This is a genomic window from Lactiplantibacillus sp. DA1 (genome assembly GCF_032681335.1).
GTDB lineage: Bacteria > Bacillota > Bacilli > Lactobacillales > Lactobacillaceae > Lactiplantibacillus.
Window position 1 is genome coordinate 187,913 of the sequence record NZ_JAWHTQ010000006.1, and the last position, 16,654, is coordinate 204,566.

Sequence of the window (16,654 nt, forward strand, 5' to 3'; positions counted from 1 at the left end):
CTGTGACTGGTCGCCCTAGTAGGCGGCTTTTTGTTTACTCTCACGATCACTCAACTCCATAATGTCAGCAATGAAGTCCTGACCAATTTGCGCCTGTTGCTCAGTTGTCAGTGCCGCGTTCATTTCCAGGTTGGCAACTGTGGCTTTCATTTGGATTGCTTTGGCGTATTCGGTGTCAGTCGTTTGTGTCCATCCCATAAATGCAAGTCATACATAAAAGTTTCAAATCTGGCCTTATTGAATTGATACAGCTTATCATCTGATTCATAAGGTCGATCGATTACTAAACGATCATCTCTAATTCCAAGGTAACCATTATTATCAAGCTTCTTATCATAATATTCATAGTAATCATTTCCGAATCCGGTCACATCATGATAATTCAGCGTTTTCCAAGCTTGCTTCCCTGCATCTTCAAAAATACGAATGAGTTTTGGAGTAATATTAAATTCTGATCGTTTTGAAAACAGGCTAATATTATGTGCTTTGACTGCAATCTTTAATTCATCAACTTGAACTACATTCATTTCTTTTCCTCCAATAACTCCGGGTTCTCGTGCACGTTGCCAATAACCTTTGAACCGTGAGTTTCACCTATAAGGTCAAAGGTTTGGATAGTTTCAATTAAGTCAGCTAAAAATTTTCCGCTAGCAAATTTAACAATTGACCGATACTTCCGATTTTCTAAAATATCGCCTTCATAGATATCCTTACCATTCACGTCTTTCAAGCCGGTAAACTGTTCAACATCATACCGTTTATTATCTAAGAAATCGCCAAAGCAACACTCGTCATAGCTAGCATTCTCGCCATCATCATATTTTACGAACCCGCTCAACATGTCATAAGCGTCTTGCACATTGTAAAGATAGATTTCGTTTTCCTTGTCCCACGCTCTAAACTTAATCATCGTCGCCATCTCCAATTACTTTAATGCTGACCATCTTGGGCTTGTCATCACCAATATAATCAGACATAGTTTTTAATAAATGCTTTAATTCAAATGGAGTATCAAATTCCGTTTGAACTTCTAGTCCTTCAATTTCTCGAACAATTGTGATATGCCATCTCAACTCATCGCTCATCGTCACCATCTCCCTAGAATAGCCATCCTATGACAATCACAAATAGCTTGATGCCGCCAACAACTACGAAGCAAACTGCTGTCCACGCCACCCAATCAGCAAGCAACTCTAAAAGCTTCACGTGTTCAAGCCTCCTTCATAAAAACCAACCAATGAGTCTTACCACGCTTATCGCCAAACAACGGCTGGTAACCAATCGCATCTAGCAGCTCACTCAGCTTAATTTGCTCTTCGTTCCATTTGAATATTAACGTGCCGTGAGGCTTCAACACTCGCATACATTCGGTAAAACCTTGCCGCAAATCGAACGGCCAAGTCTCATCAAGTGTGCCGTACTTCTTGGCCAGCCATGACGATTTACCCGCATACCTTAAATGCGGCGGGTCAAACACTACCATGTAAAACGTGTTGTCGTCGAACGGCATGTCGCGAAAGTCACCAATCACATCTGGCTTCACTTCAATCATCCGATTACGTCCCAAGTTACTATCAGGCGCCGTCACTGTCTCACTACGCTTATCCATGTATGTTACGTTTGGGTTATGTTTATCGAACCAAAACATTCTTGATCCACAGGAAGCATCTAGTATCACTTTGAAGTTTGACATTTTCCAACATCCTTCTTGTTCTCCTCGGCATGTTGCTTCATGCGCCGGTGCTTCCGTTTAATCGTTGAACGCTTCTTAGTGTGTTTAGGCATCTTCGTCCTCCGTATTATTTTGTCGAAAAATATCCATACTAACGTCTAATGCGTCAGCTATTCTTTCCATTAATTCAAAACTCGGTCGTTTAATCTTGCCATGCTTAAACTCATACAGGACTGCATTACTTTTTAGCCCCATCAGCTTTGCCAGTTGATTAATATTAAGCTGACGCTGTTTAAGAACAATTTCCACTTGATTCCAAATATTAACCACCTTCTTCTGTATATTGTGTTTTCAAAGTTAAAAACTCTATATGTTGAGTTTTTATGTGAATGGTGCTATCTTTTAGAAGTTGATTGAATTATCAATGTAAATTTATATTGTGAGGTGATTTGTATGGCACAACCAATCAAACCAGGTACTGACAACAAACCTGCTGGTACCTATCATGAAGTTGGACCTCGTGGTGGAAACTTGAGTAACGGTCGGACTGTTCACATTCAAAAAGGTGACCGGCTACCTCCAACTCAAAAATCCGGTAATAAATGGTCCAAGAATTGAACGCGGTGCTCTCGAATTTATTTCGAGAGTATTTTTATTTTTCGCTTGCTAAAGCAATAACATTTACCAAATAAATTAATTTGTAACCAAGATTCAACCCATATTTCTTTATTTTCTTCGTATCTCGTAATGTAATGATGGATCATCATTCGCCCTCCATTGATTCTGCCATCGCCATAACCAGCGGGTAGTCTTCCCACGCTACTTCCGACTCATCGGCATATCCCATAGCCTCACAGGCCGCTTGTATGGCCCATGTTGGTATTTCAGCATCCATATCTAATCCCCCCTTGTCATTCGGGTCAACGTCATACCAGCCTTTAGCGCACATAAGTTTCCACTTGTAATCGTCTGACTTGATCAAATGATTAAGTTGCTCGCATTTTTTGAACGCCGCACTATATTGCACATAAATCTTGGGATCATCTTTCATGATTTCACCCTGAAACATCAGCACTACCTTATAAGCAACTACTGCCTCATGGCCTAACGTCATTGATAACTTACTCATTTGCCAGCCTCCTAAACCATATCAACCGGTGGCAGCGGAATACTACTGTGCTGTGGCCGCCAAATATGCAAGCAATGCTCATCAAAATTAACGTAATTGCTTTGTGCTGGGTGTAGCTGCATTGCAACCTCTTCTGGCTCAAAGAAGATATCTTTAATGTTTGCCATAACATCCCAACTTGGCGTACGATTCTTTGAGCTAACTGAAACATGGTCCCAATCGCCACCATAACTAGCAATAATCGAATAGTATTGATTGTCATATCTGTACATAAAGGCCGCTCCATCCGCACCTAATTGAATCATTTTAATAGATTCTGACTGCCGTTCAATCTCCTTCATTTGTCGCATGTTTAACGCCCTCCGTAACTTCCTCTACCTCTACTCGCGGATTTCGTTTATCAACGGCAAATTCGTCCTGAAATCCTGTAATGTGTTTTCGATTGTCGTTGCCTAAAAGCCCAGCTTTCATGAAGCCGTCAAGTACAAACTTTTTAGCAAATGCAATATTGTCTGCATCTTTCCGGTTGTTCTTCGTGTACCACGTAAATTTAAGCTTGCAAGGCCAACTGAATTCGACTCCAGAATTACGACTAGCCCGCGCATCTACACTACATAAGGCCGTGTACCGCTTCTTTAGGTTAGCTGCCGCATACCGATTGGCCCGTTCAGCCTTGATGTACTCATTTAAGCTAGGTAGTTCGCCCTTAATCACAACTTTGCTCATATTCGTGGCACCCGGCTAATGTAGTAGCCACAGACAATGCCATTTGAGTAGCTTGCCTGTTTGATTGAATCAGCTGGGGCGCCAAGCTTGTTTCCTAGCAAATACATCGTTTGACCCGTGATAACGTCGTCCGGGTCGTTATACTTCTCAGCCCGCCAGTATTGGTTGCGCAAGCGAAGGCTGTATTTATGCACAAGGTGACTTACCTGCTGGTTAGTAAACCCCGTCTTTATGGCTAAGCTTCTAATTGTGTGACAGTCATCATGGTAAGCGCGGCGAATGGCCCTGAGCTGCTCACGTTCCTCAGTCTGTGGATCTGGTCGCATACTAGCTAGGTAGGTCGTATCATCCCATGGCTTAGCTCCAGGCTTCACAAGTCTAACTGGAAACGGCCATTCACCAGATTTGTAGTTATGTTGCGTGAGCTTAAACATTTCCGGTTCTGGCCCGATTGCTAGTGGGTGATCGATATCGGGTAGATCAGCGTTAATTACTAGCACCTGTGTTTCAGTCATGTGCTTACCTCCGTTTGCAATCCTTGTCTAGCTTGCTCTAGATCAATAAAATACTCGGCTGGCTTACCCCAACATTGGGTCAAATCAAAATTTAAGCCATCCCGCTGATATTCAATAATTAAAACTTCGAGTGCAAATAGCTTGTACTCATGAGCGCACACCTCATCTTGTGCACTACCACCGACCTTTAAATGCCGCTTCATACGCTGCTTAGTCCAATGCAGTGCCGATGATTCATAGGCATGATTAGCGGCTAACTTGACTAATTGATTACCCCAATTCATTTAGCTTCCTCCTGACTGTTCACGAGCGCTAGAAAATCCTCGTCACTCATATCGTCCTGCTGGTTATCGCTTGAGTTTGGCTTATCCGTCTGAGAAGCGCCATTTTGCGCCCATTTTGGAATAATTTCCTTACGGCCGTTTGATGCCTTACCCTTTGGCTTTGGTGGTGTCATATCGTATTCGTCCATCCATCCTCGACCACCCAGCCAGTTTTCTAAGCTTTTTGTGTAATACTCACCTGTGCCGTGTAGCTTTAAATAAGCCTTATACTCGTTAATCTTGGCAACAATGGTCTCTAAGCTAGCTCCCTCAACCTTGGCTGCATAATAAGCGTCATAAGCTTTTTGAAAATCACGCTTTTTCGGGTAGATGGACCAAACCTGTTCAGTAAACTCTTGTTGAATACGGTCACGAAGATCACGCGGTTTGGTTTTATTTGTTTTGTTATTATTTGATTTACTTTGTTCTGATATACTATGGGGATTGTCAGCGATGTTTACTTCGTTTCCAACGTTGGAAACCCCGTTATCAGTATTGGAAACCCGTGGTAAACGATATTTATTAAGAATTGAGCTATCTTTCTTCTGCCGAGAAGCTAATTTATAGTTCTCTTGAATTCGCTTAGACGTTAAGATTTTTTCTTGCTTGAACATCTCAGCGTCGAAAAACCCTACCTCACTTGCTTTTAAAACCACGTCCTGTACTGCGCTTTCCTTGGCACCAATATCATCAGCCACCAAGAACCGCATATCAGCATCCCACGTCATGTAATACCCTTCATCTTGATAAATATTACAGAGCAGGCAGATTAGTACAGCAATCGATTGGTTTCCACAAGCACGCATTATTTTACGAACCTTAATGTCACGCAAAAAATCTACATCTAAGTTGAAATAGTCAATTCCTTTCTTAATTGGACGGGCCATCTCGCACCTCCTGTCCTTATTAATGGGCCTTTCACCCACCTGGTGGATTCAGTCACTGCTGCATTCAAGCCAATTCGAATGTTTATTTCTTATCAAATGCTGCTAGCAATCCTTGTAGCTGACTCTTAGCATCCTCTGCTTGTGCTATTGTCAGGTTCTTCCAATCGTCGTCAGTCCCTTTCCAATCAGGGACAATTTGTTGAATAACCTCATTAGTCACTGATAATGGTGTACCATTCTTGGTTTGGGTGGCCAGTTCACCAGCAAGGTTAGCAATCTCACTCGTCTGTTTTGAACTAGCAATGATGGTGGTAGGGTCAAAATCTTCATTTACTTCATCGTCAGTTGCGGGCTGTTGCTTGCCAGCTAGTAATAATTTAGCAGCAGTCTTAAATTCAGGTTTCTGCGCGTTTTCAGCTAGCCATTCAATATAGCCACGATTCTCATTCAAGACATCTCCCATGCTCTTGCCTTTGTTTTTGCCAAAATTAAGTTTCAAATTAAAGGCTTCATCATAAGTCATGGTTTCATTATTCTCACGTTGGTTAAAGTTCTGCATATCTTCGACATCTTGCGTGAAGACATTTGATAAACTAGCGATGGTCAGTGTGGCATCAACCTGAGCTCGCTTTTTAGCCATTTTCAATACCGTGTTTTTCATTGAAAAGCCATCACGAGAAACGTACTTACTCTCTTTTGTGTTTGCCGACCCTAATCCCTCAGTTAACTGCATACCGCTCTTATACAGCACGCACTTGACGGTATAGTCGAAATAACCATCCTTGTAGTTTTCAACCTTATCAATGACGTTATACTCACTCGTTACACCCATCAGCATTTGAATTTTCTCAGCTCCGGGCTTCAATAATGTCGGTTTTTGTGTGCCAGGGACAACCCCAAAATCTTGACCATCTTTTAGTTGATGTTGAACCATAGTTTGGAAATTAGAGATAGCCTGTAGTTCGCTAGCCATCTTGTTTTGATCAGTACCCATGATTAGGGATAGACTGTTCGTTTGATTTTCTGCTTTTGCGATTGCTTCACTCATATCGGTTCCTCCTAGTATTTAAACGTGACCTTCTCAGTTGCCGGTTTTTCAGTAATACCAGCGATAATCTCGCCATCTTCCATGACAAACTTGTCACCAACCATGCGACCAGCTTTTTTCAAATCAACTTTATCAATAGACTCCTTGACCTTGATGTATTGGCTCATACCTTGATTACGAAGTGAGTTTAAAACCATCTTTTCGTCATACGCCAACCCAGCCGGGTTCTTACGAGTTGATACACGGCCATTAGGGGTATCGATTTTGAACTTCTTGTCAACTAACCGTTGATCACGTAAATAGTCAGTCAATAGTCCTTCGAAATACTCGCGGTTGGCTTGGTTCTTATCAAGCTCCCGGTCGCGCCATTCAATTGCCTGATCAATATTGTTCTTCGCAACCCGGCCAATTTCATCATCATGCGCTTTAATAGCCTTGAGCTTCTTTAATGCCCAGTCAGCTTTCTCTAATGAGTCAATTTTGAATCCTTCGTTTTCACGCTCTGTAACCGTCTTGAGCTCTTCTTTTAACATTGCGTCCATAATTGAAACCTCCTGTTTATTTAATAATCAGCAATGACGCCACTTTCAATCAGCTCTTCCTCGGTGGGCTCGTCATCACGCCAGCCTTCCACAGCTTCTTCTTGGTCAATTAACCAGCTATCGTAGCCGTTCATTTTGCCCACCTCCGTGCTAAACGTTGTCTTAACGACAATTTCGGAGTACAATAGAACTCGAAAATAAAATTATTAAGCGTCTTAGCTGCACGGGTACTCCCAATACTCGAGCAGCTTTTTTCGTACTCGAATTTAGGCTTTAGCGATACTTTGCGTACTTCCAATTCGTTCAATCTCCTTAAATTTGCCAAAAACATTATTCAATTCTTCAATTGTGATTTGCTTGTAAAGCACATTTCCGATCCTGAACGTGAACTTCATCGTCTTCATCTCCTTAAATACCAAACCAATGTGGAATATTTTTACGTTTGTACCACAATATAGTGGCTACTAAGGTTAATAGTGATGATGCTACCCAATCTGGTAATGTAATCATTGCTATTTCCTCCTATCCTGCTTGCGTTTATTCTCTTCTGCTCGCCAACGGCTAACTTCCGCCCAATTATATTGGCGAGCCCCTAATGCAACATCAGACGGCAATGGGCAGTCTTCACGTCGCGCCAAGTTGCTTATTGTTGATGGCGAAACATTCCATTCAGCGGCAAGTTCAACACCTTTGAGCCATTTTTTAGGCTGTCCGCCTGCCTGATACTTAGGATTCTTTTTAATGGAAACCACTTGCATCTTTTATCACTCCTATCCACCGGTACTATCATTTACCTCATCAATCACATGTTGCAGTTGCGACATCGTTATGCCTGCATATTCAGCCTGTTTTATTAATGCTGTAATCTCAGCGCTAATCTCCTCGACATACTCTCTTGGATAACGTTGAATGATTAAATTTTGCTCCGGAGTTCTAAATTTAGGCTCCGTTGTAATCGCAGCCTCAAATTCTGGTTCCAACTGCTCTCGTTGACTTTGCTCCGTTCGTTGCTTTACCAAGGCAGAAAACATGTCACCTTTAAGTTTTCGATCGCGTTGGAACGAAATCGTGCCGTAGTCCAAACTCGCAGCAGTATATTTCAAACGTAGATCATTAATTGCATTCGCTAACGTCCACCTAGTCTGTGGGTCAGTCTTCTTAAGCCCCGCTCTAATTCTTGATACAGTGCTTTCAGAATAATGTGCCTTATCAGCAACTTCTCTCTGCTTATGTCCGCCCATACGTTCGAAGGTTAACGTTAGCTCTTCTGCGAATCGGTTCCGCATTCTGTCCCCTCCTGAATTTTTGCAAGTATCTTATGATTTCTTGCAAAGGCAACTCCCTATAATTTAAATAGAGATGTAATCCATTTGCCGAATCTTGAAACTATTTTCGTTATTGATGTGTTGAAACATAATCCTCAGCTTTTCATCACTCATTGCTTCAAGCGAAACCCGGGGTGTCTCCGGGAAATAACGAAGTAGTGCATTGATTAATGTAGTTCGTGATAGATGTGTCATTTTGTTTCCTCCGTTCTTTGAAAATTAAATATTTGCTTTTAGTAACTCGAATATTCGACGCGCTTCATCAATGTTGCTCTCGTTAATTTGATATACGTTAGACACACCTAAATGGAACCTAATGATCGTTTTAACTGCGTCTGACAATGAATAAGCTTTTGGATTCTTACCGTACTTCTCGTTGACAAATTTCGAAATATCGTTTTTAAGCTCCATCCAAGCAGTGTTTCTTGCTTTGACTGGTGCTAGTCTTTTGGCGGCAATAGCTGCGTTTACCTCTGATTGGATCATTTCGTGCAATTGTTCTTGTGTGACTTCCATTACTTGGCCACCTCCTTTGGTTCTAATAAGTCATCCACAGTTACACCCATTGCTTTTGCAAGTAAATTTAGTGTTACAGCATCAGGATGCTTTGTTCGGTTCTCAAGAGTATTTACAGTACTCTGTGATACGCCCGCAGCATCAGCTAGCTTTGCTTGTGTCCAGCCAAGCTTGGAACGAATTTTTTTAATTTCTGAGCCAATCATGTTTTCATCTCCTTAGAGTTAACGCATTTGCGTAACTATGTTTTTATTATAACGCCATTGCGTAAATTGTCAACGCAACAGCGTAACTTTTTTAAATGAATTTGTTTTACGATTAACGCAAACACGTTTGGAGGATCTTTTATGACTGAATCAGAATTAATAATTCAACGCTTGTATGATCTTATGCGCGAGCGTAATTTAACCGTTAATCGTTTGGCCACGTTAGCAGGAGTTACTCAATCAACAGTGAGTTCTTTCATTTACCGGCAGAGTGTTCCAAAAGTAGATCTATTGCATTCACTTTGTTCTGCTCTCGGCATCAGCGTCCACGACTTCTTCGACTTTCCGCCTTACAACGAGGTGGAAAAATGAATCTAATGGCATCTGCTTCAATTGCATTAGTGAAGATAGTATCTGCCAGTATTCCTTTGTTTGCCGTTGCAATATCCTATTTCTTTGGTTTAAACACACAAGCACACCAACGAAAATATGATGTGTTACGCGAGCGGTACCAAAAGCTTTATGTGCCATATTTCAATTTACTTTTAATAACACCCCCGGAAGATATATTGCCTAGTGAGTTGTCTTTAGGCGCTCGCAGTAAGTATTTAGATTTGATTTCAAGTCACACACATTTGTTGGGATCAAAAAGTGCTGAGATTTTTCCTAAGTTCTTTCGTGCTTTTATGAACTTGCTTGAATTAGAAGATGACAATACTGATTTTGAGGACGCAGATACAGAATACGATGACGCTTTTATCAGAATGGAAGATATCCTTTTACAAGAAGGGTCAAAGTTAGCAAAGCAGCTAAAATACCCAGACTTAGCAAAAACCATTTCAACCATTCGAGATCAACGGTTGCGTGAATAATAACCAAATAAAGCCCAATAAGTGCCATGATTATACTAATCACGCTCTCACCTCCTTTCGCTGCCCCCCTGCGATATAATGATCGCAAGGAGGTGAATAAATATGAATGAACAGGAAATTATCAATGACGTATTGAAAAGATTCGATGAATCAGATCAATCTACTAACTACTATATTGTTTGGCTAAACAATCACTATGATGTACCAACTGTTAAAAGTGCGACTGTGGAATTTAAAAAGCAACGTCCGGACTTACAACCTTGTTTCACATCATTTTGGGATGTCCAATACGGGATTCAAATCAGTAATCCCAAGTTCCAATAAAAATTCCCTATAGGCGGTTGCCATTTCTTCATTGAAATTCTCTTTGTTCAACGCATTCGTTCCATAACTAATTACGCCTACTTCTAAATCAACGGTTAGATTACCTTGAACGACTTTAATGGTTGATGGAAAAATTGGATTGTTCTTCGAATATTCTGGTATAAACTTCATTTGCTCGCCTTCTTTCGCTACCTCCTGCGATATAATAATTGCAAGGAGGTGATATTAATGAATAACTATTTAGTAACTTTTAATCCAGAAAAAGATCTAAACTCTGAATTTGCAGTGGCCATTCGAACAACTTTAGAGAACCTATCTCCAGATAAATGGGTTCAAATATTTCCCTTTCAGATTGCAATTCAATCAGAACTAACAATCACTGAACTGAAACAAGAACTTAGTAAGATAGAAAAATCACAACGTGTTTCAATTGTTCGCTTTGATGCATGGTCTACTAACGAAGAACGCAGTAGCCAGTTCCTTTCTGAATACGGATATTAGTTGCTACATCTCTTTACGTATTCACCATAATGTTTTACAAACTCTTCTTTTGATACCGGGGCAGCTTTAAAAGCAATCCCTGGGAAAATATCATGGCTTACTTCTTTGCGCTCAAGACTACTTACGATAGTTTTGAGCGTTTTATTAAGTTCGTGTAACTCGACTAACAATTGTGTTACTTGTTTTTGTTTCATTTTGGTATCTCCTTATTTACTCGTATTGTGTACTTTATCTTCAAAAAAATAAGTCCATTTAACACGTTTTTTTTTCGATATATTGTTCATTCTTACAGCCATTTTCTTAGCTCTACCAACACTTGGTGTTCTATGCCCTTGTTCGTAAGACGCTAAAGTTGTCTCTGGCATATCGAGAAATTCAGCAGCCTTTTTTTGCGTTAGTCCGTTGATGTCTCTCCACTCTTTTAACCAATGACGCATGTTAACACCTCCTAACTAAGTAATACGTTTCGCGTACCTTTGATGCTTATTAATATAATACAATTCGCGTACTTAGTCAATATAAAAAATACTCTAAACGAGTACTTTTTATATTTCTGTACAAAATACGCATTATGCGTAGTAATCTTATAATTAATGAAGGAGGCCTATCAATGTTTGCTGAACGCCTTAAAGAATTACGAAAAAGAGAAGCTGGTCTAACGCAAGAGAGATTAGCAATGCAATTAGGCATGGCCAAAACAACACTGGCTTCCTATGAACAAGGAAAACGACAGCCTGATCTTGAAACACTTTCTAAAATTGCAGATCGTTTTTCCGTGACAACTGACTACTTGCTTGGAAAAAATGGCACGCCAAAATGGGCAACCAAGAAAGATACCATTGACCTGAAGGATTTTCTTGAAGCAAATGAGGGTTCGATGACCTATGGGGGTGAAGATCTTACTGAAGAAGAAAAACAACAAGTGCGTGTGGCAATGGCAACAATATTCTGGAAACGCCACAAGCATGATTAGGAGTTGTACCTATGGATAGAGTAAAAGATATCGTTAAAACTATTGTCAATCGTTATCACACAGCGGACCCGTTTGTAATTGCGGAAAAGCTTAACATACAAGTGGAATGGTGTGATTTTGGGGCAATGCCTCTGGGTAAAAATGCTTATGACAACCAAGAGCCTATCATACTACTCAATAATTCTATTAAACACACGCCTACACAGTATTTCATACTCGGTCATGAGCTAGGACACGTTATATTCCATGAGGGGCTAATTGGGTACTACACTTCCGTTAAACACGGACATTCTAAGTTTGAACGTGAAGCTGATGAATTTTCAGTTGGATTGATGGGAATGTTGTTTATTGAGGAGAATGGCCATATTCCCTATTCATACAGAGAACTGTCCTATCAATACGGGGTACCATTCGACGGAGATTAATATCAATTAATTTGGAGGAATTATGGAAACTTTTGCCGAGATAATGTTCTTCATCTCATTGTTAATATTTATATATTTTATATGTCGGGGAATTTTCAAACTTATTAAAGGAGCCAACTCAAAACAATCTTTTAAATATGGCTTGATTGCTCTCGCTGCATCTTTTCTATTTGTTGTTGTAGGATTGATAGCTAATCCAGTTAAAAACACAGCAAGCAGTAAGGACACGATAGCACACTCGAAAAAAATCAGTACGTCAAAGATTGAAAGCGCCGATAAAAATTCTAACAAAAAGCATTCGAACAAATCAAGCAGCAAAAGAAGTAATTCGAAGAAGGCTGCCTCAAAAAAAACAAGTAGCATCAAAAAGAAGTCTTCCAAGAATAATAGTGACACTAAGAAGACTGTAGCTAAAAAATCTTCAAGCGAAAATAAAGCTAGCGCTAAAAAAACAAAGAAAAAAGTATACAGTTTTAATAAAATTAAGCTTGGCATGACAAAGTCACAAGTAATTTCCATTATGGGGAAGCCCACAGACGAGAGCTCAAGTACGCTTATGTATGGATCTGATGACTTAGATTTTGAAAATGATAAATTGTTTGATGGATCTCCTGATAAAATTCATAAAGCTGCTATAAAAAAAGATAAGGCTGAAGCTAAAGAATCTAGCAAGAAAAGAGTAAACGAAGGTGAACTCAAATCATTTGCTAAGGTTTTTGGGCAAAAAGACGTCGAAACTTTACAAAAATACGTTGGCTCTGCATATTCGTCTATAGAAACTTCACAGGGAATGGCTTATGGGTGGAAAACTGATTACGGTATGCTTTACAGATTAGATGATAGTAGCACCGGCATCACTCACGTATATAAAGATGGTCTTGGAGACTCTGGTACACAACTGTATGTCGGTCAAACCATCAAACAAAAGCAACGTAGGAATTATTATTACTACAATTATTAATTGTAATTTTTAAAAATGTTATTGAAATTGGATTTGGGGAATAAATTATATTGGAGGAAACATCAATGAAAAAATACAGTATTTTATTACTAGCTGGAATAACCGCATTGTCGCTCACCGCATGCGGAAATAATAATAGTTCTAAAACTAATTCCGCTAATAGCTCCAAGGCAGAAAAAGTTTCATCAACAAAATCGACTGATCCGTCAAATGACAAATGGACGTTTAAAGATAATGTTTTCTCAGCCGGAATTGAAACTTATAAATTTACGAAATCGGAAATCCGTGATGGCAGCGAAGACGGAACTAAAATTTTAGTTCTCTATTGTGACGTTACTAACAACTCTAAAAAGGAACAGGATCCTTCAAATATCTATACTGTAGTAAATGCTTATCAAAAAACAGATACAGCAAACAAACAACTTTTGCCCGGCACACCCAAATATGACGATAACGGTAATAATCCAATACAAAAATACGAAGATGGCCTAAATGATAAATTGTTGCCAGGGAAAACAACGCAGGCGGCGGTTATGTTCAAGTTAGAGAACAAAAATGATGTAACGGTCAAATTCAATAACGCCAATTTCCAAACTATTGGGACAAAAACATATTCTGTAAATTAAAATATTGACTTGATTCTAACCGTAATAAACCATGTAAAGACTGGAGAATTTGTTATGAAAAAGATGAATATTGGTTTTGTAGCCATTATAGCTATAATTTACACACTGGCTGGTTGTGGAAACAAAAAGCCTGATTATACTGCTTCAACAGCAGAATCAGCATTAAATGCTAATAAAGATATTGAGGGAAAAACCGTTCAATTCAAGGTCAATAAAGTTATTCCAAATAGCGCATTTGGTTATAACCTTGAAACTGGCAAGCACTTGGATTTCGTAAGTTCTGAAAATCCTAAGGTGAATAAAGGTGAAACAGTTACGGTAAAAGTTAAGAAGGCTAGCTCATCTGTGGGTTCTTGGGTTATATCATACACAAATCTCAAAAAAGATTAACTGTAAATAATTGGCCCTTAGTTGGGCTTTAACGCGAGCGTAGTTCAACGGTAGAATAGTGCTTCTTTTCTTGTCAATTAGTAATCACATAAGCAGGTTCGACTCCTGCCGCTCGCATTTAAAACTTAATTGGACCTTTAGCTCAGTTGGTTAGAGCAGACGGCTCATAACCGTCCGGTCGTTGGTTCGAACCCAACAAGGTCCATTCTCGCGAGTGTAGTTCAATGGTAGAACAGTACTCCTTTGAGTTGCTGACTAGATACTTTCAGATGCAGGTTCGACTCCTGCCGCTCGCATTGACCGGCTCCAGATCTGAAAGTCTTAAAAGACTGAATTCTTTAGGAGGATTTTTATGCGTAAACAAAAATTACACTGGGTGTGGATACTCAATCTGATCAATTTTGTATTATTGGCTATTTCTTGTTTTCTTTGGTACTACAATCATTGATGTAATAACCATCAAACATAAAAAATATTCTATTCAATCTTAGCTACATGAAATGTCGTTAGCTATTCAATACTCGCAATATAGCAAGTGCTATCTATGGATTAACAGCAACATTGCATTTTCATACTATTCATATAATGTTTGTAATTGCTTCTATATATGCTTTAAAACACAAGTGAATTTTACAGTTCAAATCAGCAATACTTTTTCAAAGATCGAGTGTAGTTTAGTGGTAAAACGACAGCCTTCCAAGCTGTAGTCGCGGGTTCGATTCCCGTCACTCGCTTTGACCATTATTATCGATCAAAAATTCAGGAATAATTATGAAAGGATGCGATTTTTTGAACGATGATGCATTATACATCGACATGATTCATGAAGAAGAATTGCCAAAACAAGGTTGTAGCAAGCCAATTACCATAACTGCTTCAGATGGTAAAAAATATATACTAAAGAACGATATGGTGATGTATCCTACAGAAACTAAACCATCTAAGCAAGATGCAGAATTCTTTCAAGAAGCATTAGTTTCTGAAATTGCAAAAAAATTAGCCGTTCCTACTCCAAATTACGCTACAATAACCATTGATGTTGATACACTTTCTAATTTTCCTGACTTACAATGGAAATATAAATTTTCTAAGGGAAAGTATTTCGCTACTGAAAAATTACCGAATATTGGTAATGACTTACTTGAAGTATTCAAATTAGCCACTGATCACAGTCAGCCGTACGCTATACGTGGATGGCGTGCTCTATTTAACAATGTTGTAAATAAGGAAATAATTCCAAATCTTATCTGTTTAGATTTTTTAACCCTTAATCTTGATCGATTTACAAATGGTGGAAATCTCCTCTTTCAATATCAAAACAATGGTAAGTGGTTAGTATCTATTGACTACGGATTTTGTTTCTTCTCTCCGTACTGGAACACAGATCCTGTAAGTCAAAGAAAAATCGACTTGTTAAATTTTAATAACCCAAAAGTAAATCCAGGCATAACTACATCATACTCAGCAACTATGATGTTTTGGTTTTTGAATAGAAGCAAACAAATGCATCAAGCTTCTAAGTTCAAATACGGTGTTGTCTTTGACGCATTACAACGCGAACTAGATTTTAGTTCAAATAATCCTTTTAGTGATGTGGTTGCTGAAATTGAATCGTTAACCAATACTTTTTTTGTAAATACAATTTCTAACATTACTCCCGATTGGATTTCCGGTGGTAATATGCAGAAACAGGCTTATGTAGATTTTTTAAATAGACAAAAAAGTTTGATTAAACCTTTTATCGAGTATAATATTGCTCAAAACATATTTACAAATTACAAAGGAGGACAGATAGAATGGCACAAAGGCAAAAGTACCAATTCTCAATAATTTCGTATAATCAAAACAGTATGAGAAACGAGTCAATTAATATCGGTGCACTCTTGTTTAATGAACGAGATAAGTCTGCAAAATATAGAATTATCCCATTCAACAGCTTTAAGATACGTGGACTAGCTTTAAACCAATATCAAAAAGATTTGTTTCAAACAACCATGAAATATTTAAGCTTCATACTGAGTGATTTAGATTCAGATTTTTCGGTTCAATTGTTAGATAGTACTATTGAACACAATTTACCAGAACAAATTCGCTTTTCAAAACCTAAGCCTATTGTGACTGCAAATGAAGAGCTCCTATTCAATCAAATAGTGTCCGAATATGTAGGTGATGAATATTTCAAATTAGATGATGTTGTTAATATCTTAACTCCTAAAGAGCAAATGATTAATATTTTCACCGCCCATGATTTGCTTGGAAACCAAATTAAAAAAAATATAAAAATACGCCCTTCGAAATCGTTAGAAATAAAATTCAATATTGATTTTGCATATGGAGAAAATACAACTCTTAATCTTATTGACTCTTCACCAGTTAAAGAAAGTGCACTAGAAGACTGGTATGTAAAGATGGTTACACTCAGCTCTAGATACGACTATGATAGCTCGATATTTTTAATAAATGATTCTAAAAATGCTATTAATGCCGATAAAAAAGTATCCCAAATGCTATCTGACTTAGAAAATGATACCCGCATTCACAGTTTAGATATTAGTCAACATGACGAACTGGAATCATTCATTGAAACAATTTCCTATAAAAGTGTTAACTCTGAACAACTCAACGCACTAATTACTAGTAACCACTATATGGCTTCTTAACAAATTTATAGCCCCACCAAGAGCTTTTATTCA

General features: G+C 38.7%; 34 protein-coding genes, 3 tRNA genes and 1 pseudogene. 15 read left to right on the plus strand and 23 right to left on the minus strand.

Going from position 1 to position 16,654, the window contains the following annotated elements; genetic code table 11:
- Nucleotides 1–15 precede the first annotated feature (15 nt).
- The 6 genes from RXV91_RS10915 to RXV91_RS10940 form a co-directional block, all read right to left on the minus strand.
- Nucleotides 16–150 (minus strand): hypothetical protein, encoded by a 135-nt coding sequence (locus RXV91_RS10915; RefSeq protein ID WP_316439874.1) that lies wholly within the window; start codon nt 148–150, stop codon nt 16–18.
- Nucleotides 147–527, minus strand: coding sequence for a hypothetical protein (locus RXV91_RS10920; protein ID WP_168785967.1), 381 nt, complete (start codon nt 525–527; stop codon nt 147–149). Before RXV91_RS10920 ends, RXV91_RS10915 begins: the two co-directional genes overlap by 4 nt.
- Entirely contained in the window at nt 524–910 is a 387-nt protein-coding gene (locus tag RXV91_RS10925) for a YopX family protein (RefSeq protein WP_316439875.1), read from the minus strand. Before RXV91_RS10925 ends, RXV91_RS10920 begins: the two co-directional genes overlap by 4 nt.
- Nucleotides 903–1,085 (minus strand): hypothetical protein, encoded by a 183-nt coding sequence (locus tag RXV91_RS10930; protein ID WP_011101103.1) that lies wholly within the window; start codon nt 1,083–1,085, stop codon nt 903–905. Before RXV91_RS10930 ends, RXV91_RS10925 begins: the two co-directional genes overlap by 8 nt.
- A 125-nt stretch (nt 1,086–1,210) precedes the next feature.
- Nucleotides 1,211–1,693 (minus strand): methyltransferase domain-containing protein, encoded by a 483-nt coding sequence (locus tag RXV91_RS10935; protein ID WP_316439876.1) that lies wholly within the window; start codon nt 1,691–1,693, stop codon nt 1,211–1,213.
- Between the two features lie 84 nt (nt 1,694–1,777).
- Nucleotides 1,778–1,981, minus strand: coding sequence for a helix-turn-helix transcriptional regulator (locus RXV91_RS10940; RefSeq protein ID WP_270262865.1), 204 nt, complete (start codon nt 1,979–1,981; stop codon nt 1,778–1,780).
- A 144-nt stretch (nt 1,982–2,125) separates the two neighbouring features.
- Between RXV91_RS10940 and RXV91_RS10945 the strand changes: the two genes are divergently transcribed.
- Entirely contained in the window at nt 2,126–2,290 is a 165-nt protein-coding gene (locus tag RXV91_RS10945; protein WP_105316095.1) for a YjzC family protein, read from the plus strand.
- Between the two features lie 145 nt (nt 2,291–2,435).
- On the opposite strand, the gene RXV91_RS10950 is transcribed toward RXV91_RS10945, so the two are convergent.
- From RXV91_RS10950 to RXV91_RS11015, 14 genes are all read right to left on the minus strand, one after another.
- Nucleotides 2,436–2,801 (minus strand): hypothetical protein, encoded by a 366-nt coding sequence (locus tag RXV91_RS10950; RefSeq protein WP_316439877.1) that lies wholly within the window; start codon nt 2,799–2,801, stop codon nt 2,436–2,438.
- A gap of 11 nt (nt 2,802–2,812) precedes the next feature.
- Entirely contained in the window at nt 2,813–3,151 is a 339-nt protein-coding gene (locus tag RXV91_RS10955) for a hypothetical protein (RefSeq protein ID WP_316439878.1), read from the minus strand.
- Nucleotides 3,129–3,527, minus strand: coding sequence for a hypothetical protein (locus RXV91_RS10960; protein ID WP_316439880.1), 399 nt, complete (start codon nt 3,525–3,527; stop codon nt 3,129–3,131). Before RXV91_RS10960 ends, RXV91_RS10955 begins: the two co-directional genes overlap by 23 nt.
- Nucleotides 3,524–4,042, minus strand: coding sequence for a hypothetical protein (locus tag RXV91_RS10965; protein ID WP_316439881.1), 519 nt, complete (start codon nt 4,040–4,042; stop codon nt 3,524–3,526). Before RXV91_RS10965 ends, RXV91_RS10960 begins: the two co-directional genes overlap by 4 nt.
- Complete coding sequence (locus RXV91_RS10970; protein WP_316439882.1) at nt 4,039–4,326, minus strand: hypothetical protein; 288 nt, start codon at nt 4,324–4,326, stop codon at nt 4,039–4,041. Before RXV91_RS10970 ends, RXV91_RS10965 begins: the two co-directional genes overlap by 4 nt.
- The gene (locus tag RXV91_RS10975) at nt 4,323–5,252 is read right to left on the minus strand and encodes a DUF4373 domain-containing protein (protein WP_316439883.1); all 930 of its coding nucleotides are present in this window, start codon (nt 5,250–5,252) and stop codon (nt 4,323–4,325) included. Before RXV91_RS10975 ends, RXV91_RS10970 begins: the two co-directional genes overlap by 4 nt.
- 82 nt (nt 5,253–5,334) lie before the next feature.
- A complete protein-coding gene (locus RXV91_RS10980; RefSeq protein WP_024002535.1) occupies nt 5,335–6,300 on the minus strand; it encodes a hypothetical protein in 966 nt (321 codons plus the stop codon).
- An 11-nt stretch (nt 6,301–6,311) separates the two neighbouring features.
- Complete coding sequence (locus RXV91_RS10985; RefSeq protein WP_076642932.1) at nt 6,312–6,842, minus strand: host-nuclease inhibitor Gam family protein; 531 nt, start codon at nt 6,840–6,842, stop codon at nt 6,312–6,314.
- Nucleotides 6,843–7,108: 266 nt separating this feature from the next.
- A complete protein-coding gene (locus RXV91_RS10990; RefSeq protein WP_316439884.1) occupies nt 7,109–7,237 on the minus strand; it encodes a hypothetical protein in 129 nt (42 codons plus the stop codon).
- 117 nt (nt 7,238–7,354) lie between these two features.
- Nucleotides 7,355–7,600: a hypothetical protein gene (locus tag RXV91_RS10995; protein WP_316439885.1), complete on the minus strand. Its 246-nt coding sequence runs from the start codon at nt 7,598–7,600 to the stop codon at nt 7,355–7,357.
- A 12-nt stretch (nt 7,601–7,612) separates the two neighbouring features.
- Complete coding sequence (locus RXV91_RS11000; RefSeq protein ID WP_024623923.1) at nt 7,613–8,128, minus strand: hypothetical protein; 516 nt, start codon at nt 8,126–8,128, stop codon at nt 7,613–7,615.
- A gap of 63 nt (nt 8,129–8,191) precedes the next feature.
- On the minus strand, nt 8,192–8,362 hold the full coding sequence (locus RXV91_RS11005) for a hypothetical protein (RefSeq protein ID WP_316439886.1): 171 nt from the start codon (nt 8,360–8,362) through the stop codon (nt 8,192–8,194).
- Between the two features lie 24 nt (nt 8,363–8,386).
- A complete protein-coding gene (locus tag RXV91_RS11010) occupies nt 8,387–8,683 on the minus strand; it encodes a hypothetical protein (RefSeq protein ID WP_316439887.1) in 297 nt (98 codons plus the stop codon).
- A complete protein-coding gene (locus tag RXV91_RS11015; RefSeq protein WP_003642790.1) occupies nt 8,683–8,889 on the minus strand; it encodes a helix-turn-helix transcriptional regulator in 207 nt (68 codons plus the stop codon). Before RXV91_RS11015 ends, RXV91_RS11010 begins: the two co-directional genes overlap by 1 nt.
- A gap of 141 nt (nt 8,890–9,030) precedes the next feature.
- Here RXV91_RS11015 and RXV91_RS11020 point away from each other — a divergent pair, with 141 nt between their 5' ends.
- Nucleotides 9,031–9,261 carry a helix-turn-helix domain-containing protein gene (locus RXV91_RS11020; protein ID WP_003642789.1) on the plus strand — a complete coding sequence of 77 codons (231 nt, stop codon included), beginning with the start codon at nt 9,031–9,033 and terminating at the stop codon, nt 9,259–9,261.
- A complete protein-coding gene (locus RXV91_RS11025; protein WP_316439888.1) occupies nt 9,258–9,761 on the plus strand; it encodes a hypothetical protein in 504 nt (167 codons plus the stop codon). The genes RXV91_RS11020 and RXV91_RS11025 overlap by 4 nt, the downstream gene beginning before the upstream one ends.
- A gap of 270 nt (nt 9,762–10,031) precedes the next feature.
- Here the strand turns inward: RXV91_RS11025 and RXV91_RS11030 are convergent, their stop codons facing one another.
- The gene (locus tag RXV91_RS11030; RefSeq protein WP_316439889.1) at nt 10,032–10,256 is read right to left on the minus strand and encodes a hypothetical protein; all 225 of its coding nucleotides are present in this window, start codon (nt 10,254–10,256) and stop codon (nt 10,032–10,034) included.
- Nucleotides 10,257–10,313: 57 nt separating this feature from the next.
- Between RXV91_RS11030 and RXV91_RS11035 the strand changes: the two genes are divergently transcribed.
- Nucleotides 10,314–10,586 (plus strand): hypothetical protein, encoded by a 273-nt coding sequence (locus tag RXV91_RS11035; RefSeq protein ID WP_316439890.1) that lies wholly within the window; start codon nt 10,314–10,316, stop codon nt 10,584–10,586.
- On the opposite strand, the gene RXV91_RS11040 is transcribed toward RXV91_RS11035, so the two are convergent.
- A complete protein-coding gene (locus RXV91_RS11040) occupies nt 10,583–10,780 on the minus strand; it encodes a hypothetical protein (protein ID WP_316439891.1) in 198 nt (65 codons plus the stop codon). The genes RXV91_RS11035 and RXV91_RS11040 overlap by 4 nt on opposite strands.
- A gap of 12 nt (nt 10,781–10,792) precedes the next feature.
- The gene (locus RXV91_RS11045; protein ID WP_316439892.1) at nt 10,793–11,023 is read right to left on the minus strand and encodes a helix-turn-helix transcriptional regulator; all 231 of its coding nucleotides are present in this window, start codon (nt 11,021–11,023) and stop codon (nt 10,793–10,795) included.
- Between the two features lie 173 nt (nt 11,024–11,196).
- Between RXV91_RS11045 and RXV91_RS11050 the strand changes: the two genes are divergently transcribed.
- The 11 genes and pseudogenes from RXV91_RS11050 to RXV91_RS11100 all read left to right on the plus strand — a co-directional run bounded on the left by RXV91_RS11050 (nt 11,197) and on the right by RXV91_RS11100 (nt 16,621).
- The gene (locus tag RXV91_RS11050; protein ID WP_011101082.1) at nt 11,197–11,559 is read left to right on the plus strand and encodes a helix-turn-helix domain-containing protein; all 363 of its coding nucleotides are present in this window, start codon (nt 11,197–11,199) and stop codon (nt 11,557–11,559) included.
- Nucleotides 11,560–11,570: 11 nt separating this feature from the next.
- Nucleotides 11,571–11,984, plus strand: a complete 414-nt coding sequence (locus RXV91_RS11055) for an ImmA/IrrE family metallo-endopeptidase (RefSeq protein ID WP_003644968.1) — start codon at nt 11,571–11,573, stop codon at nt 11,982–11,984.
- A gap of 22 nt (nt 11,985–12,006) precedes the next feature.
- Entirely contained in the window at nt 12,007–12,945 is a 939-nt protein-coding gene (locus RXV91_RS11060; protein ID WP_316439893.1) for a hypothetical protein, read from the plus strand.
- Nucleotides 12,946–13,010: 65 nt separating this feature from the next.
- Entirely contained in the window at nt 13,011–13,571 is a 561-nt protein-coding gene (locus tag RXV91_RS11065; RefSeq protein WP_316439894.1) for a DUF5067 domain-containing protein, read from the plus strand.
- Between the two features lie 54 nt (nt 13,572–13,625).
- Nucleotides 13,626–13,961 carry a hypothetical protein gene (locus tag RXV91_RS11070; RefSeq protein ID WP_316439895.1) on the plus strand — a complete coding sequence of 112 codons (336 nt, stop codon included), beginning with the start codon at nt 13,626–13,628 and terminating at the stop codon, nt 13,959–13,961.
- A gap of 33 nt (nt 13,962–13,994) precedes the next feature.
- Nucleotides 13,995–14,078: transfer RNA gene (locus tag RXV91_RS11075), tRNA-OTHER, on the plus strand.
- Nucleotides 14,079–14,092: 14 nt separating this feature from the next.
- A tRNA-Ile gene (locus RXV91_RS11080) sits at nt 14,093–14,166 on the plus strand.
- Nucleotides 14,167–14,171: 5 nt separating this feature from the next.
- Nucleotides 14,172–14,257 (plus strand): annotated as a pseudogene (locus tag RXV91_RS11085).
- Between the two features lie 368 nt (nt 14,258–14,625).
- Nucleotides 14,626–14,695 (plus strand) — tRNA-Gly (locus RXV91_RS11090).
- A 55-nt stretch (nt 14,696–14,750) separates the two neighbouring features.
- Nucleotides 14,751–15,791, plus strand: a complete 1,041-nt coding sequence (locus RXV91_RS11095) for a HipA family kinase (RefSeq protein WP_316439896.1) — start codon at nt 14,751–14,753, stop codon at nt 15,789–15,791.
- Nucleotides 15,758–16,621 carry a DUF3037 domain-containing protein gene (locus RXV91_RS11100; RefSeq protein WP_097567666.1) on the plus strand — a complete coding sequence of 288 codons (864 nt, stop codon included), beginning with the start codon at nt 15,758–15,760 and terminating at the stop codon, nt 16,619–16,621. Before RXV91_RS11095 ends, RXV91_RS11100 begins: the two co-directional genes overlap by 34 nt.
- Nucleotides 16,622–16,654: the final 33 nt, after the last annotated feature.

Excerpts from the sequence above, each read along its gene's own strand:
- RXV91_RS10980 (WP_024002535.1), bottom strand. The coding sequence starts at position 6,300 with ATGAGTGAAGCAATCGCAAAAGCAGAAAATCAAACGAACAGTCTATCC.
- RXV91_RS11040 (WP_316439891.1), bottom strand. The coding sequence starts at position 10,780 with ATGAAACAAAAACAAGTAACACAATTGTTAGTCGAGTTACACGAACTT.
- RXV91_RS11015 (WP_003642790.1), bottom strand. The coding sequence starts at position 8,889 with ATGATTGGCTCAGAAATTAAAAAAATTCGTTCCAAGCTTGGCTGGACA.
- RXV91_RS10975 (WP_316439883.1), bottom strand. The coding sequence starts at position 5,252 with ATGGCCCGTCCAATTAAGAAAGGAATTGACTATTTCAACTTAGATGTA.
- RXV91_RS10950 (WP_316439877.1), bottom strand. The coding sequence starts at position 2,801 with ATGAGTAAGTTATCAATGACGTTAGGCCATGAGGCAGTAGTTGCTTAT.
- RXV91_RS10990 (WP_316439884.1), bottom strand. The coding sequence starts at position 7,237 with ATGAAGTTCACGTTCAGGATCGGAAATGTGCTTTACAAGCAAATCACA.
- RXV91_RS11025 (WP_316439888.1), top strand. The coding sequence starts at position 9,258 with ATGAATCTAATGGCATCTGCTTCAATTGCATTAGTGAAGATAGTATCT.
- RXV91_RS11045 (WP_316439892.1), bottom strand. The coding sequence starts at position 11,023 with ATGCGTCATTGGTTAAAAGAGTGGAGAGACATCAACGGACTAACGCAA.
- RXV91_RS11005 (WP_316439886.1), bottom strand. The coding sequence starts at position 8,362 with ATGACACATCTATCACGAACTACATTAATCAATGCACTACTTCGTTAT.
- RXV91_RS11065 (WP_316439894.1), top strand. The coding sequence starts at position 13,011 with ATGAAAAAATACAGTATTTTATTACTAGCTGGAATAACCGCATTGTCG.
- RXV91_RS10985 (WP_076642932.1), bottom strand. The coding sequence starts at position 6,842 with ATGGACGCAATGTTAAAAGAAGAGCTCAAGACGGTTACAGAGCGTGAA.
- RXV91_RS11035 (WP_316439890.1), top strand. The coding sequence starts at position 10,314 with ATGAATAACTATTTAGTAACTTTTAATCCAGAAAAAGATCTAAACTCT.
- RXV91_RS11000 (WP_024623923.1), bottom strand. The coding sequence starts at position 8,128 with ATGCGGAACCGATTCGCAGAAGAGCTAACGTTAACCTTCGAACGTATG.
- RXV91_RS10995 (WP_316439885.1), bottom strand. The coding sequence starts at position 7,600 with ATGCAAGTGGTTTCCATTAAAAAGAATCCTAAGTATCAGGCAGGCGGA.
- RXV91_RS10935 (WP_316439876.1), bottom strand. The coding sequence starts at position 1,693 with ATGTCAAACTTCAAAGTGATACTAGATGCTTCCTGTGGATCAAGAATG.
- RXV91_RS10925 (WP_316439875.1), bottom strand. The coding sequence starts at position 910 with ATGATTAAGTTTAGAGCGTGGGACAAGGAAAACGAAATCTATCTTTAC.
- RXV91_RS11020 (WP_003642789.1), top strand. The coding sequence starts at position 9,031 with ATGACTGAATCAGAATTAATAATTCAACGCTTGTATGATCTTATGCGC.
- RXV91_RS11055 (WP_003644968.1), top strand. The coding sequence starts at position 11,571 with ATGGATAGAGTAAAAGATATCGTTAAAACTATTGTCAATCGTTATCAC.
- RXV91_RS10930 (WP_011101103.1), bottom strand. The coding sequence starts at position 1,085 with ATGAGCGATGAGTTGAGATGGCATATCACAATTGTTCGAGAAATTGAA.
- RXV91_RS10915 (WP_316439874.1), bottom strand. The coding sequence starts at position 150 with ATGAAAGCCACAGTTGCCAACCTGGAAATGAACGCGGCACTGACAACT.
- RXV91_RS11030 (WP_316439889.1), bottom strand. The coding sequence starts at position 10,256 with ATGAAGTTTATACCAGAATATTCGAAGAACAATCCAATTTTTCCATCA.
- RXV91_RS11100 (WP_097567666.1), top strand. The coding sequence starts at position 15,758 with ATGGCACAAAGGCAAAAGTACCAATTCTCAATAATTTCGTATAATCAA.
- RXV91_RS11070 (WP_316439895.1), top strand. The coding sequence starts at position 13,626 with ATGAAAAAGATGAATATTGGTTTTGTAGCCATTATAGCTATAATTTAC.
- RXV91_RS10945 (WP_105316095.1), top strand. The coding sequence starts at position 2,126 with ATGGCACAACCAATCAAACCAGGTACTGACAACAAACCTGCTGGTACC.
- RXV91_RS11050 (WP_011101082.1), top strand. The coding sequence starts at position 11,197 with ATGTTTGCTGAACGCCTTAAAGAATTACGAAAAAGAGAAGCTGGTCTA.
- RXV91_RS10970 (WP_316439882.1), bottom strand. The coding sequence starts at position 4,326 with ATGAATTGGGGTAATCAATTAGTCAAGTTAGCCGCTAATCATGCCTAT.
- RXV91_RS11010 (WP_316439887.1), bottom strand. The coding sequence starts at position 8,683 with ATGGAAGTCACACAAGAACAATTGCACGAAATGATCCAATCAGAGGTA.
- RXV91_RS11060 (WP_316439893.1), top strand. The coding sequence starts at position 12,007 with ATGGAAACTTTTGCCGAGATAATGTTCTTCATCTCATTGTTAATATTT.
- RXV91_RS10965 (WP_316439881.1), bottom strand. The coding sequence starts at position 4,042 with ATGACTGAAACACAGGTGCTAGTAATTAACGCTGATCTACCCGATATC.
- RXV91_RS10960 (WP_316439880.1), bottom strand. The coding sequence starts at position 3,527 with ATGAGCAAAGTTGTGATTAAGGGCGAACTACCTAGCTTAAATGAGTAC.
- RXV91_RS10955 (WP_316439878.1), bottom strand. The coding sequence starts at position 3,151 with ATGCGACAAATGAAGGAGATTGAACGGCAGTCAGAATCTATTAAAATG.
- RXV91_RS10920 (WP_168785967.1), bottom strand. The coding sequence starts at position 527 with ATGAATGTAGTTCAAGTTGATGAATTAAAGATTGCAGTCAAAGCACAT.